Origin of the sequence: Phenylobacterium sp. (assembly GCF_024508875.1) — a bacterium.
In the GTDB taxonomy this organism is placed as follows: domain Bacteria; phylum Pseudomonadota; class Alphaproteobacteria; order Caulobacterales; family Caulobacteraceae; genus Phenylobacterium.
The window spans coordinates 162-13186 of record NZ_JANINU010000019.1; the positions used below are offsets into that span (position 1 = coordinate 162).

At 69.4% G+C, this 13025-nt stretch carries 12 protein-coding genes; 7 read left to right on the top strand and 5 right to left on the bottom strand.

The window, feature by feature from the left end; all coding sequences use genetic code 11:
- The coding region (gene cysC, locus Q0L11_RS02410) for an adenylyl-sulfate kinase (protein ID WP_296595253.1) at positions 1-1591 on the top strand (1591 nt) is incomplete at its 5' end.
- Positions 1592-1752: 161 nt separating this feature from the next.
- On the opposite strand, the gene Q0L11_RS02415 is transcribed toward cysC, so the two are convergent.
- The 3 genes from Q0L11_RS02415 to Q0L11_RS02425 all read right to left on the bottom strand — a co-directional run bounded on the left by Q0L11_RS02415 (position 1753) and on the right by Q0L11_RS02425 (position 4785).
- Positions 1753-2772 carry an NAD(P)-dependent alcohol dehydrogenase gene (locus Q0L11_RS02415; RefSeq protein ID WP_296595254.1) on the bottom strand — a complete coding sequence of 340 codons (1020 nt, stop codon included), beginning with the start codon at positions 2770-2772 and terminating at the stop codon, positions 1753-1755.
- 77 nt (positions 2773-2849) lie between these two features.
- Positions 2850-3608 carry an N-acyl homoserine lactonase family protein gene (locus Q0L11_RS02420; protein ID WP_296595255.1) on the bottom strand — a complete coding sequence of 253 codons (759 nt, stop codon included), beginning with the start codon at positions 3606-3608 and terminating at the stop codon, positions 2850-2852.
- Between the two features lie 13 nt (positions 3609-3621).
- Positions 3622-4785 carry an MFS transporter gene (locus Q0L11_RS02425; RefSeq protein WP_296595256.1) on the bottom strand — a complete coding sequence of 388 codons (1164 nt, stop codon included), beginning with the start codon at positions 4783-4785 and terminating at the stop codon, positions 3622-3624.
- A gap of 92 nt (positions 4786-4877) precedes the next feature.
- Between Q0L11_RS02425 and Q0L11_RS02430 the strand changes: the two genes are divergently transcribed.
- The 3 genes from Q0L11_RS02430 to Q0L11_RS02440 all read left to right on the top strand — a co-directional run bounded on the left by Q0L11_RS02430 (position 4878) and on the right by Q0L11_RS02440 (position 8021).
- Positions 4878-6155 carry an aminotransferase class III-fold pyridoxal phosphate-dependent enzyme gene (locus Q0L11_RS02430; RefSeq protein ID WP_296595257.1) on the top strand — a complete coding sequence of 426 codons (1278 nt, stop codon included), beginning with the start codon at positions 4878-4880 and terminating at the stop codon, positions 6153-6155.
- Positions 6155-7576, top strand: a complete 1422-nt coding sequence (locus tag Q0L11_RS02435; protein WP_296595258.1) for an amidase — start codon at positions 6155-6157, stop codon at positions 7574-7576. The genes Q0L11_RS02430 and Q0L11_RS02435 overlap by 1 nt, the downstream gene beginning before the upstream one ends.
- A gap of 64 nt (positions 7577-7640) precedes the next feature.
- Positions 7641-8021 (top strand): DUF423 domain-containing protein, encoded by a 381-nt coding sequence (locus Q0L11_RS02440; protein WP_296595259.1) that lies wholly within the window; start codon positions 7641-7643, stop codon positions 8019-8021.
- Here Q0L11_RS02440 and Q0L11_RS02445 read toward each other — a convergent pair.
- The gene (locus Q0L11_RS02445) at positions 8012-9244 is read right to left on the bottom strand and encodes a multidrug effflux MFS transporter (protein WP_296595260.1); all 1233 of its coding nucleotides are present in this window, start codon (positions 9242-9244) and stop codon (positions 8012-8014) included. The genes Q0L11_RS02440 and Q0L11_RS02445 overlap by 10 nt on opposite strands.
- 75 nt (positions 9245-9319) lie before the next feature.
- Here Q0L11_RS02445 and Q0L11_RS02450 point away from each other — a divergent pair, with 75 nt between their 5' ends.
- Genes Q0L11_RS02450 through Q0L11_RS02460 form a run of 3 tightly spaced genes read left to right on the top strand, consistent with a single transcriptional unit; the run spans position 9320 to position 11704 of the window.
- Complete coding sequence (locus Q0L11_RS02450; RefSeq protein WP_296595261.1) at positions 9320-10306, top strand: alpha/beta hydrolase; 987 nt, start codon at positions 9320-9322, stop codon at positions 10304-10306.
- Between the two features lie 8 nt (positions 10307-10314).
- Positions 10315-11307, top strand: coding sequence for a prolyl aminopeptidase (gene pip, locus Q0L11_RS02455; protein WP_296595262.1), 993 nt, complete (start codon positions 10315-10317; stop codon positions 11305-11307).
- Between the two features lie 13 nt (positions 11308-11320).
- Positions 11321-11704 (top strand): nuclear transport factor 2 family protein, encoded by a 384-nt coding sequence (locus Q0L11_RS02460; RefSeq protein WP_296595263.1) that lies wholly within the window; start codon positions 11321-11323, stop codon positions 11702-11704.
- On the opposite strand, the gene rodA is transcribed toward Q0L11_RS02460, so the two are convergent.
- Positions 11701-12855, bottom strand: a complete 1155-nt coding sequence (gene rodA, locus Q0L11_RS02465; protein ID WP_296595264.1) for a rod shape-determining protein RodA — start codon at positions 12853-12855, stop codon at positions 11701-11703. The two genes, Q0L11_RS02460 and rodA, sit on opposite strands and share 4 nt — an antisense overlap.
- Positions 12856-13025 lie beyond the last annotated feature (170 nt).

Here is a 13025-nt window from a genome sequence, read left to right on the forward strand (position 1 = left end):
GTTCATCGTCGCCGACACGCCCGGCCATGAGCAGTACACGCGCAACATGGTCACGGGCGCCTCGACGGCGGACGCGGCCATCATCCTGATCGATGCCCGCAAGGGCGTGCTGACCCAGACGCGGCGCCACAGCTACCTGGTCAGCCTGCTGGGCATCCGCCACGTGGTTCTTGCCATCAACAAGATGGACCTGGTCGGCTGGAGCCAGGAGGTGTTCGACACCATCCTCGCCGAGTACCACGACTTCGCCGCCCAGATCGGCATCAAGGCCTTCACGGCCATCCCGATGTCGGCGCTGAAGGGCGACAACATCACCGAGAACTCGGCCCACACGCCCTGGTACTCCGGCCCGCCGCTGATGCGCTGGCTGGAGGACGCGCCCATCGAGGACGACCTGCAGGCCAAGCCGTTCCGCATGCCGGTGCAGTGGGTGAACCGTCCCAACCTCGACTTCCGCGGCTTCTCCGGCCTGGTCGCCTCGGGTGTGATCCGCCCGGGTGACAAGGTGAAGGCTCTGCCGTCCGGCCGCGAGAGCACGGTCGACCGTATCGTCGCCTTCCGCGGCGATCTGCCCGAAGCCGTGGCCGGCCAGTCGGTGACCATCACCCTCAAGGACGAGATCGACATCAGCCGCGGCGACGTGCTGTCGATCGCCGGCCAACCGCCCGAAGTGGCCGACCAGTTCGAAAGCACCATTGTCTGGTTCGACGACGAGCCCCTGCTGCCCGGCCGCCCTTACCTGCTGAAGCTGGGCACGCGCACGGTGTCGGCCCAGGTCGCCGAGCCCAAGCACAAGGTCAACGTCAACACGCTGGAGAAGCTGGCGGCCACGCGGCTTGAGCTGAACGAGATTGGGGTCTGCAACCTCTCGCTCTCGGCGCCCATCGCCTTCGACGCCTATGCCGACAACAAGGACCTGGGCGGCTTCATCCTGATCGACCGCCTGTCCAACCGCACGGTCGGCGCGGGCATGCTCCACTTCGCCCTGCGTCGCAGCCAGAACATCCACTGGCAGGCGACCGACATCTCCAAGGCTGCCCGCGCGGCGGCCAAGGGGCAGAAGGCGCGCGTCGTCTGGTTCACCGGGCTCTCGGGCTCGGGCAAGTCGACCATCGCCAACCTGCTGGAGAAGCGCCTCGCCGCCGAGGGCCGCCACACCTACCTGCTGGACGGCGACAACGTCCGCCACGGCCTGAACCGCGACCTGGGGTTCACCGACGAGGACCGGGTGGAGAACATCCGCCGCGTCGCCGAGGTCTCCAAGCTGATGGTCGACGCCGGGCTGATCGTGCTGGTCAGCTTCATCTCGCCCTTCCGGGCCGAGCGCCGGCTCGCCCGCGAGCTGCTGGGCGAAGGCGAGTTCGTCGAGGTGTTCGTCGACACGCCGCTGGCCGAGGCCGAGAAGCGGGACGTGAAGGGCCTCTACGCCAAGGCGCGATCGGGCCAGCTCAAGAACTTCACCGGCATCGACAGCCCGTACGAGGCCCCGGAAAACCCGGAAGTCCGCATCGACACCACGGCCATGAACGCCGAGGAAGCCGCCCAGGCCATCTTCGACCGACTGGAAGCCGGCTTCGACCCGGTGATTTAGGCCCCACGCCCTTTCCACCCGCTCGTCATCCCCGGGCTTGTCCCGGGAATCCAGACGCGCAGGCGCTGGCGAGCTTGACGACGCGGCGCCACTTGGCGTTCCGCGGCGGGGCTCGGTGTTTCTGGATGGCCGGGACAAGCCCGGCCATGACGACCAGAAATCTAGAACTCCAGCACGATCTTCCCGAAGTGCTCGCCGGCCCCCATCGAGGCGATGGCGGACTTCGCCTCCGTCCACGGCACGACCTTGTCCACGACCGGCTTGATCTTCCGCAGCTCCATCGCCCGGCACATGGCCTCGAACATGTCGCGCGAGCCCACCGACAGGCCCTGCAGCTTGGCCGAATTGCCGATCAGGGCGGCCGGGTTGAACGGCTCGCCCGCGCCGGCGACGATGCCGATGATGGCGATGTGGCCGCCGATCTTGATGGCCTTCATGCTCTCCTGGATCGTGCCGCCGCCGCCGACCTCCATGATGAAGTCCGCGCCCTTGCCGGCCGTCACCTGGCGCACCGCCGTCGACCATTCCGGGGTCGCCTTGTAGTTCACCACATGGTCGGCCCCGAGCGCCTTGGCCCGCTCCAGCTTGGCGTCGGACGAGGAGGTAATAAGGGTGCGGTAGCCCGCCGCCTTGGCGAACTGCAGGCCGAAGATCGAGACCCCGCCGGTGCCCTGCAGCACGACGGTGTCGCCCGGCTCCAGCCGCGCGTCGACGAAGAGGCCGCGCCACGCCGTCAGCGCCGCGCACGGCAGTGTCGCGACCTCGTGGTCGGTCAGGTAGTCTGGAACCTTCGACAGGCCCTCCTGGCTGAACACCTGCAGCTCCGCCCCGGCTCCCGGAATGGGGAAGCCCAGCGCGCTCATCAGCTTCTCCAGGTTCGGCGGTCCCGACACCCAGTTCTGGAAGAACAGCGTCGAGACGCGGTCACCGACCTTGAAGCGCGTGACGCCCGGCCCGATCGCCTCGACGTAGCCGCAGCCGTCCGAGAAGGGCGTGATGACGTCGTTCGCGGTGGCCGCCGCGCGGCCGTACATCCCGTGGATCATCAGGAAGTCGCGGTAGTTAAGGGAGCAGGCCTTCATCCGCACCAGCACCTGGCCGTGGCCGGGCGTGGGATCTGGGGCCTCCACCACCTGGATGGCGTCCGGGCCCCAGGGGGCGGTGATGCTGAGCGCGCGCATGGGTTTCCTCCGTTGGGAGGCATCTTGGTCAGGCGGCCGCGCGCCGCAACCGTGTCGCCACGTCAGCCGCCGCTACGTCAGCCCCGAGCGCCCGGCAGGACCGGCCTTGCGCCCCACTGGTCGGGGTCGTGGCCGAACACCATCACGGTTTCCGGCTCCCGCAGCGCCAGCAGTCCGTCGAGTGCGCGGTTCATCGCCGCCGCGTCCGAGTACTCGGGGAACCGGCGGCTCTCGACCACGCCGCAATGGTAGCAGGCGTCGCCGACCAGGATGTGGTCGCCCTGCTCGCTTCGCACCCTCAGCGACTGGTGGCCCGGCGTATGGCCGTAGCTGGGCAGGCACATCGCCGAGCCGTCGCCGAACAGGTCGTGCTCGCCGTCCACCAGGGTCACCGGCTGGCCCAGGTCGAAGTAGCGCTTGCGCAGCCCGTAGTGGTTCGCGGTCTCCCGGTCGAACCCGGCCTCCCACTCCCGCCGCTGGATCACCACCGTTGCGTTGGGCAGCTCACGCAGGCCCCCGGCATGATCGAAGTGCAGGTGCGAGACCACCGCCCACCGCACCTTGGCCGGGTCGATGTCCAGCCGATGCAGGTGCGCCGTCAGCGTCTCCTCTGGCGTGAGGCTGACGTCCAGGTCCTGGGTCTGCAGCGCCTTGAGGTAGCTCTCTTCCCGGTCGCACATGGCCGCCGGAAGGCCGGTGTCGAACAGTGCGACGCCGTCCGGATGCTCCAGCACGTAGAACGGGATCGGCACGCTGACGCGCTCGGCGTCCATGCCCATGCCGGCGCCGGGGCTGTGGAACTGGCCGCAGACGCAGCCGAACAGGCAAAGGGTCATGGGCGTCTCCTCCTCAGACCGGATCCAGCTTGCGCACGCCGTACAGCCGGAAAGCGCCGATCAGGCCCGCGACGCACATCGCCGCCATCAGGAAATACCCCTGCGCGCCGAAGCGGTCGAACAGCGGCCCGGAGGCCATGGTCGCGACGCCCATCAGGGCGCCGGCCGACAGCGCGGAGTTCAGGGCCTGGGCCGCCGAGGCGTTCTGCGGCGTCGACAGCCGCTCGATAAGCTGGAGCGAGGCCAGGAACGTCGCCGCATAGGTGAAGACGTGCAGCAGTTGCAGCGGGAAGATCAGCCAGAGCGGCGGGGCGAAGGCCAGCGCCGTCCAGCGCACCATCGCCGCGACGCCCCCCAGGACCAGCAGGTTGCGCGGCCCCACCCGCCGCCGCCACGGCTCCATGAACCACATGAACAGCACCTCGGCCGCCACGCCGACGCCCCACAGGATGCCCGTCATGCTTTCGGGCACGCCCTGCTGCTTCCAGACCAGGGTCGAGAAGCCATAGTAGAAGGCGTGCGCCGACTGGATCAGGCCTGCGGCCAGGGCGGCGGTCATGAAGTCCGGGTCGCGGATCAAGCCGCCCAGGCCGGCGAACCGGTCCGACGCCTTCGCCACGTAACCCGCCTCGTGCACCGGGTCAGGCGGCAGCAGGAAACGCGCGGCCAGAGCGGTCACCGAGACCGACGCGGTGATCCACACCAGCACGAGGTCGGGCGAGCCCCAGGCCAGGACGGCGCCCATGGTGACGTTTGCGATGATGAACGCCACCGAGCCGATGCCCCGCGGCCAACCGTAGTTGAAGCCGTCGTGCCGGGCGCGGTTCAGCACGATCACATCGGTGAGCGGCGATATGGTCGAGAACGCCGACGAGGCGGCGAACCAAACCACCGCCCAGCCTGCGAAACCCAGCGGCAGCGCCATCAGCGCGTAGGCGAGCGCCACGCCGATGCTCATGAAGCTGAGCGCCGTGCGGCGCAGCTTGAAGCTGTCGGCCCAGACCGCCAGCAGCGGCGCCGTGAACGCCCGCGCCAGCATCGGCAGCGACAGGATCAGCCCGATCTGCGCGCCAGACAGCCCGTGGTGGGCGAACCACACCGGCATGTAGGGCGACGCCGCGCCGGTCCCGACGAAGATCGCCGAGTAGAACAGGCCGAGACGGACGGGCAGCGACATGCAGCCCGCTTATACGGAGTCGGCGCCTGACCGGTCGACAGCCGGCGCCAGCCGCGTAATGTCTTCCTGAACAACGATAAGGGAGGTGGGTCATGAGCCCGGCCAACAGCCGTGACCGCGAACTGCGGGAGCGCGCCGCCGCCGTGATCCCGGGCGGGATGTACGGCCACCAGTCGGTGGGCCTGCTGCCCGACGACTATCCCCAGTTCTTCGAGCGCGGCGAAGGCGCCCACCTCTGGGACGCCGACGGCAACCGCTACCTCGACTACATGTGCGCCTACGGGCCCAACCTGTTCGGCTACGCCCACCCCGAGATCGACGCCGCCTTCGTGCGCCAACTCGAGAAGGGCGACACGCTGACCGGCCCCACCGGCCTGATGGTCGAGCTGGCCGAGGCGCTGACCCGCATGGTGAGCCACGCCGACTGGGCGATCTTCTGCAAGAACGGGACGGACGCCACCACCATGGCGCTCACGACGGCCCGCGCGCACACCAAGCGGCGCATCGTGATTCGGGCCAAGGGCGCCTATCACGGCGCCATCCCCTGGTGCACGCCAAGGCCAGCGGGCGTGATAGAGAGCGACCGGGCGTTCCAGGTGTTCTGCGACTACAACGACGTCGGCAGCCTGGAGGCCGCCGTGGCTGAGGCGGGCGACGACCTGGCCGCCATCTTCGCGGCCCCCTTCAAGCACGACGCCTTCATCGACCAGGCCGAGCCCGATCCGGCCTATGCGCGCCGGGCCCGCGAACTGGCCGACAGGACCGGCGCCCTGCTGATCGTCGACGAAGTGCGCGCGGGCTTCCGCCTGTCGCGCGACTGTTCCTGGAGCCGGATCGGCGTGCAGCCCGACCTGTCGACCTGGGGCAAGTGCGTGGCCAACGGCCATGCCCTCTCGGTCATGCTGGGGAACGACAAGGCCCGCGCCGCGGCCGCCTCGATCTATGTAACCGGCTCGTTCTGGTTCCAGGGCGCGACCATGGCCGCGGCGCTGGAGACCCTGCGCCTCGTCCGCGACACCGACTACCTCGAGCGCATGACGGCACTGAGCGAGACGCTCCGAAAAGGCCTCGACGATCGCGCGAAGGCGGCCGGCTTCGGCTTCCGCCAGACCGGCCCCGGCGTCATGCCGCTGTTCCTGTTCGACGACGACCCGGACCTGCGCAAAGGCTTCTGCTGGTCGTCCGAGATGCTGTCGCGCGGCGTCTATGTGCACCCCTGGCACAACATGTTCCTTTGCGCCGCCATGACCGAGGCGGACATCGCCGCCACCCTCGACGCCGCCGAAGGCGCGTTCGCGGCGTTGAAGCGCCAGGTCCGCGACCTGTCGCCAGTCGAAAAGCTCGCCTTCCTCTCTGCCGGAGCCCGCTGATGGACGACTATTCCGAATACGACGGCCTGGGCCTCGCCGAACTGGTGGCGAAGAAGCAGGTGACGCCCGCCGAACTGGTCGAGGCGGCCATCGCGCGGGTGGAGAAGCACAACCCGACCCTGAACGCGGTCGTCTACAAGGGCTACGACGACGCCCGGAAATGGGCCGCCGGCGACCTGCCCGACGGGCCGTTCAAGGGCGTGCCGTTCCTCATCAAGGATCTCGGCGCTCAGGTGAAGGGCTGGCCCCGCACATCGGGCAGCAACTTCGCCCAGGTCGCCGCCGACGCCGAGGACAGCGAACTCGTGAAGCGCTACCGCGCGGCCGGCGTGGTGATGCTGGGCAAGAGCAACACACCCGAGTTCGGGATCCCCGGCGTCACCAATTCCGAGCGCCTCGGCTTCTGCCGCAATCCCTGGAACCCCGACCACATCTCGGGCGGCTCGTCCGGCGGCGCGGCCTCGGCCACGGCGGCAGGCATCGTCCCCCTCGCCCACGCCAGCGACGGCCTGGGCTCGATCCGCATCCCCGCCGCCTGTTGCGGGCTGGTGGGGATGAAGATCACCCGCGACCGCACGCCCATCTGCGAGGTCTCGGACGGCGCCCTCGGCTTTTCGGTGCACCACGTGGTCAGCCGCACGGTCCGCGACAGCGCCGCCATGCTGGACGCCACCGGCTACGCCCAGCCCGGCGATCCCTTCCAGGCGCCCGCCAAGGACGGCCCTTACCTGGCCGAGATCGAGAAGAGCCCCGGCCGCCTGCGTATCGCCTGGTCGGCCGAAACCCCGAGCGGCCGTCCGATCCCCGACGAGATGCGCCAGGCGCTGGAGCGCACCGCCGAACTGCTGAAAGGCCTGGGCCACGAAGTATTCGAGCAGGGCCTCGGCATCGACTACCGCCTGCTCTACCGCGCCCAGGGCCTGGCCAGCGCCTCCAACTTCTCGGCCAACATCAAGCGCTGGATCGACGTCCTGGGCCGCGAGCCCGGGGACGACGAGCTGGGCCCCCTCGCCCGCCGCGCCTACGAGGCCGGCCAGCGGGTCACGGGCCAGCAGGCGTTCTGGGGCTTCCAGCAGTTGCGCCTGATGAACCGGCAGATGCTCGCCGCTTTCGACAACTTCGACGTCTACCTCACGCCGGTGATGTCGACCCCGGCCCCGCGCTGCGACTGGCTGGATCCGCTAAGCGACGATCTGAAGGAGTTCGACCGCCGGCAGGCGGCCACCTACGCCAACACGCCGCCGGCCAACTTCACGGGCCAGCCCTCGCTGTCCCTGCCCCTCTGGCAGTCCGAGAGCGGCCTGCCGATCGGCATGATGTTCACCGGACGCTTCGCCGACGAGGCGACGCTCTACCGCCTAGCCGGCCAACTGGAGAAGGAAGCGCCCTGGAAGGATCGCCGTCCGGCGATCTGGGGCTGAGGCCCCCCTTCCCCCGCGTCGTCTTCCCCGGCAAAAGCCCAGAGGCACGACGAGCGGAGCAGGCATGACCTTCTGGACCCGGCGCAACTGGATGACCCTGGCGGCCTTGGGCGGCTTTGCGGCCGTGGCCGTCGGCGCCTTCGCCGCGCACGGCGTGCACGACCCCAAGGCGCAGGAGTGGCTGCGGCTCGGCTCGACCTATGGCTTCATGCACACCATGGCGACGTTCGCCTGCGCGACGTTCATGAACATCGGCGCGAAGCGGGCGCGGTTCGCCCCGGCGTTCTTCCTGGGCGGGACGGTGATCTTCTCGGGGTCGCTTTACGCCATGGCCCTGGGCGCGCCGCGCTGGTTCGGCGCGATCACGCCGATCGGCGGCACGCTGTTCCTGGTCGGCTGGGGCGTGCTGGCCTGGGCCGCGCGCGGTGTCGATTCTCAGCCCTGAACGCCGCGCGGCAGCGCCAGCGTGCGCAGCGATACGGCCGAGCCGACCAGGGCGGCCAACATCACCAGCGCCATGGGCCGCGCGGTTCCGTCGTGGAACACGCCGGCGAGGCTCGACGCCAAGGCGCCGGCCGCGAACGAGGCTGCCCCGATCAGCGCCGACGTCGCGCCGGAGCGCAGCGGATCCACGCTGAGCGCCCCTGCCGTCGTATTACCCGCCATGAATCCGTAGCTGCCCAGCAGCAGGAACAGCAGCGGCCCCACGGTCCACAGTCCGCCCACGCCCGTGACGGCGGCCAGCGCCAGCATCACCCCGACCACCAGCGAGACGGCGCTGGCGCGCGACAGCACCTCGTCGGTCGTGGCCCGCCGCAGCGCCAGGCGGTTGAGCTGGCTCGAACCGATCACGGCCACCGCGTTGGTCGCGAACAGGAACGGGAAGACGGCCACCGGCACGTGGTACGTCCCCATCAGCACCTCGGGCGACGAGGCGATGTAGGTGAAGAGGGTCGCCCCGTTCAGCGCCCCGCATAGCGCGTAGCCGACGAGGCGTCGCTCGCGCAGGACGGCGAGATAGGACTGGAAGGGGTTCTCCCGGCCGGCCTGGATGGCGGTGGCCTCGGAGCGGGACTCCTTCAGGCGCAGGAAGGCCGCCACGCCGATCGCCAGGCCCACGGCGGCCATGAACCAGAAGTTCCATGACCAGTCGCCGAGGCCCAGCAACACGCCGCCAAGCATGGGCGCCAGGATCGGCGCCAGCCCCATGATGAGCATCATCAGGCTGAGGATGCGGGCGGTGTCGGTGTGGCTGAACTGATCGCGGACCACGGCGCGTACGACAACGCCGCCCGCGCACGCCCCCAGCGCCTGCACGAACCGTCCCACCAGCAGTTGGTCGACATTCTGCGCCAGGGCGCAGCCGATGGACGCCAGGACGAACACCGCGCATCCGAACAGGATGGGGCCGCGCCGCCCGACGCGATCGGAGGCGGGACCGTAGACGAGCTGCCCCGCCGCCATGCCCGCGAGGAACGCGGCCACAGTCGCCTGCGTCTGTCCCGCGTCGGCCTTCAGCGCGGCCCCGATCGCCGGCAGGCTGGGCAGGTACATGTCGATCGCCAGCGGCCCCATCGCCGTCAGGGATCCCAGGAGGACCACGAGTCCCCACGGCGTGGGCGCGGGCGGCGATGCGGGGGAGGCGTTGGCGGACGTCACGGCGCCCATGCCCTACTTGCGAAGAGGGTTGGAGGGAAACCCGAATTGCGGCCAAGTTCGCCGCCAACCACACGGGAGGACGAAATGTCGGCGCTTGAGACCATGATGCCGCCGGTGAAGCGCGCTGCGGTGAACGGCGTCGAGATCGCATACTACGAGGCCGGCCCGCGGACGGGCGTGCCCATCGTGCTGTGCCACGGCTTCCCCGAACTGGCCTTCTCCTGGCGCCACCAGATCAAGGCGCTGGCCGATGCCGGCCGCTGGGTGATCGCCCCCGACCAGCGTGGCTACGGCCTGTCGTCAAAGCCGGCCAACGTCGCCGATTACGACATCGACCACCTGACCGGCGACATGGTGGCGCTGCTCGACCACCTGGGTGTCGAGAAGGCGATCTTCGTCGGCCACGACTGGGGCGGCATCGTCGTCTGGCAGATGCCGCTGCTGCATCCGACCCGCGTCGCCGGGGTCATCGGCCTCAACACGCCCTTCCTGCCCCGGGCGCCCGCCGATCCCATCGTTATCATGCGCAACCGCTTCGGACCGGACATGTACATCGTCTGGTTCCAGAACCCCGAGGAGCCCGAGGCCGTGCTGGGCGAGGACACCGCCAAGACCATGCGCTTCTTCATGCGCAAGCCGGCGGCCCTGGCTGCGGCGGCTGCGCCGGCGACCAACGGCTCGGGCTCCACCTTCGCCTTCCGCGACCTGCTGCGGCAGTGGGACGGCAGGACGGGCGGCGACCAGCTGCTCACCCCGGAGGAACTCGCGGTCTTCGCCGACGCCTTCCGGGACGGCGGTTTCTTCGGCCCGGTGAGCTGGTATCGCAATTTCACCCGCAACTGGCAGCGGGCCGAGACGTTGCCCCAGCGGATCGACGGCATCCCCTGCCTGATGATCACCGCCGAACTCGACGCCGTGCTCACGCCCGAGATGGCCGAGCCCATGCCGCACTTCATCGGCGACCTGGAGACGCACATGGTCAAGGGTTCGGGCCACTGGACACAGCAGGAGAAGCCGAAGGACGTGGATCGCCTCATGCTGGACTGGCTGGACAGGCGCTTCCCGAAGTAGAAGGGCTTATGGAAAGAAATACCCCGGCCCCGGCCGTCTCCACGTCAGATCACCGCCGGGGACTCTTCCCCGAGAGCGAACCGTTCGCCAGCGGCTGGCTGTCCACGGGCGGGCCGCACGAGATCTTCTACGAGGAGTGCGGCAATCCGAAGGGCAAGCCGTGCGTGATCCTGCACGGCGGCCCGGGCGGGGCGATCAACCCGACCATGCGGCGCTTCTTCGACCCGGCGAAGTGGCGCATGGCCCTCTTCGACCAGCGCGGCTGCGGCAAGAGCCGCCCGAACGCCAGCCTGGACGACAACACCACCTGGTCGCTGATCGAGGACATCGAGCGCCTGCGCGAACACCTCGGCGTCGAGACGTGGTGCGTGTTCGGCGGCTCGTGGGGCTCCACCCTCGCCCTCGCCTACGCCATCAAGCATCCCGAGCGCGTGTCGGGCCTGGTGCTGCGCGGCATCTTCCTGCTGACCGAACGCGAGCTGCGCTGGTTCTATCAGGACGGCGCCTCGATCATGTTCCCCGACGCCTGGGCCCGCTTCTGCGCGCCGATCCCGGTCGAGGAGCGCGGCGACATGATGGCCGCCTACCACAAGCGGCTTACGCACCCCGAGCGCCGCGTGCAGGCCGAGGCCGCCGCCGCCTGGAGCCAGTGGGAAGGCGACACCATCTCGATCCGTGGCCCCGAGGCGCGGCCGTCGAAGTTCAACGAGATCGACTTCGCGATCGCCTTCGCCCGCATCGAATGCCACTTCTTCGTCAACGGCGGCTTCTTCCCCGAGCACGACTGGATCATCAAGAACGCCCACGTCCTCAAGGACATCCCGGGCTGGATCGTGCAGGGCCGCTTCGACGTCGTCACGCCGATGGAGAGCGCCTGGCGGCTGAAGACCGCCTGGCCCACTGCCCGGTTCGAGGTAGTCTGGGACGCCGGCCACGCCTCCACCGAGCCCGGCATCGTCGATGCCCTGGTCCGGGCCACGGACCAGGCGCTGAAGCTCTGAGCCCCCGCACCCGATGAGCCGCGCCGACATCGTCCGCGCCTACCTCAAGGCCATAGAGGAGCGGCGCGACTCCCTCGCCTTCTTCACCGAGGACGCGGTGCAGGAGGAGTTCCCGAACGCCCTGGTGCCCTCGGGCGCCCGGCGCACGATGACCGAGTTGCGCGAGGCCAACGAGCGCGGCCGCCATGTGATGACCGCCGAGACCTACGAGATCGTCAACTTGGTCGAAGACGGCGACCGCGTGGCCTGCGAAGTCCTCTGGCGCGGCGTCCTCGCCGTGCCGCTGCGCTCGCTCAAGCCGGGCGACGCCATGAAGGCGCGCTTCGGCGTCTTCTTCGAGTTTCAGGGCGACAGGATCCGCCGCCAGCACAACTACGACTGCTTCGAGCCGTTCTAGACGAAGCTGCCCTTGCCGCTGGTGACCTCGGCGTAGCGATGCACGCGCACCGACTGGACCAGGCCGAAGCCGATCATCACCGTCAGCATCACGGTGCCGCCGTAGCTCAGCATGGGCATGGGCACGCCGACGACCGGGGCCAAGCCCATCACCATGGCGCCGTTGATCATGACGTAGAGGGTGAACGTCGCCGTCACGCCCGCCGCCGCCAGGCGGCCGAAGTGGCTGTGGCTGAGGTATGACGTGCGCAGCGCCATGAAGATCGCAGCGGCGTAGAGCACCAGCACCGACACGCAGCCCACGAAGCCGAACTCCTCGGCCAGCGTGGCGAAGATGAAGTCGGTCTGTTTCTCCGGCAGGAAGTTGAGCTGGCTCTGCGAGCCCAGGCCGTAGCCCTTGCCGAGCAGGCCGCCCGAGCCGAGGGCGATCATCGACTGCAGGCTGTGATAGCCGGTGCCGGAGGGGTCGCGCTCGGGATGGAGGAAGTTCAGCACCCGCTCGCGCTGGTAGTCGTGCATCACGAACATCACGAACGGCGGCACAACGGCCAGGAAGCCGATCAGGCCCGCGGCGATGATCTTCCACGACAGCCCCGCCAGCACCACCACCGCCGCCCCGGTCATCAGGATCAGCATCGCGGTGCCGAGGTCCGGCTGGTGCGCCACCAGCAGCACTGGCGCGGCGATCATCGCGGCCGGGATCAGCAGCCACCACGACAGCCGCGCCCGCTCGGCCGAGACGCCGTGGTAGAGGCGCGCCAGGCCCAGCACGATCCCCAGCTTCATCACTTCCGACGGCTGGAAGCTGAACCCGCCGAAGGCCAGCCAGCGCTGCGCGCCCAGGCGGGTGTCGCCGACGGCCTCCACGGCCACCAGCAGCAGCAGGCCCATGAAGTAGACCGGATAGGCCAGCGCGAACCACACCCGCACGTCGATCATCGCCAAGGCGATCATCAGCACCAGGCACATGGCGAAGCGGATCACGTGCGCAGCCGCCCAGGGCGTCCAGGACGAGCCGGCGATAGAGAACAGCATCAGCCCGCCCGCGCCGGCGATCAGGCTGAGCACCAGCACGAACACCCAGTCGATCTCGGACAACTTGACGATCAGGCGGTCGCGTTCGCCGGGGCGGGTCAGGGCGGAGACGGTCATGCTTTGGCTCCTGGGCCCGGACGCGTGGCGTGGATCTGGCCGTCGGCGACCGTGCCGTCGGCCGGCGGAGGCTCTTCCGGCGCCGGCGGCATCGGCACGACGGTCTGCACGCGCTTCATCACCTCGGGGTCCTTCAGCAGGACCGTGCGCATGATCTCGCGCGCCCGCGG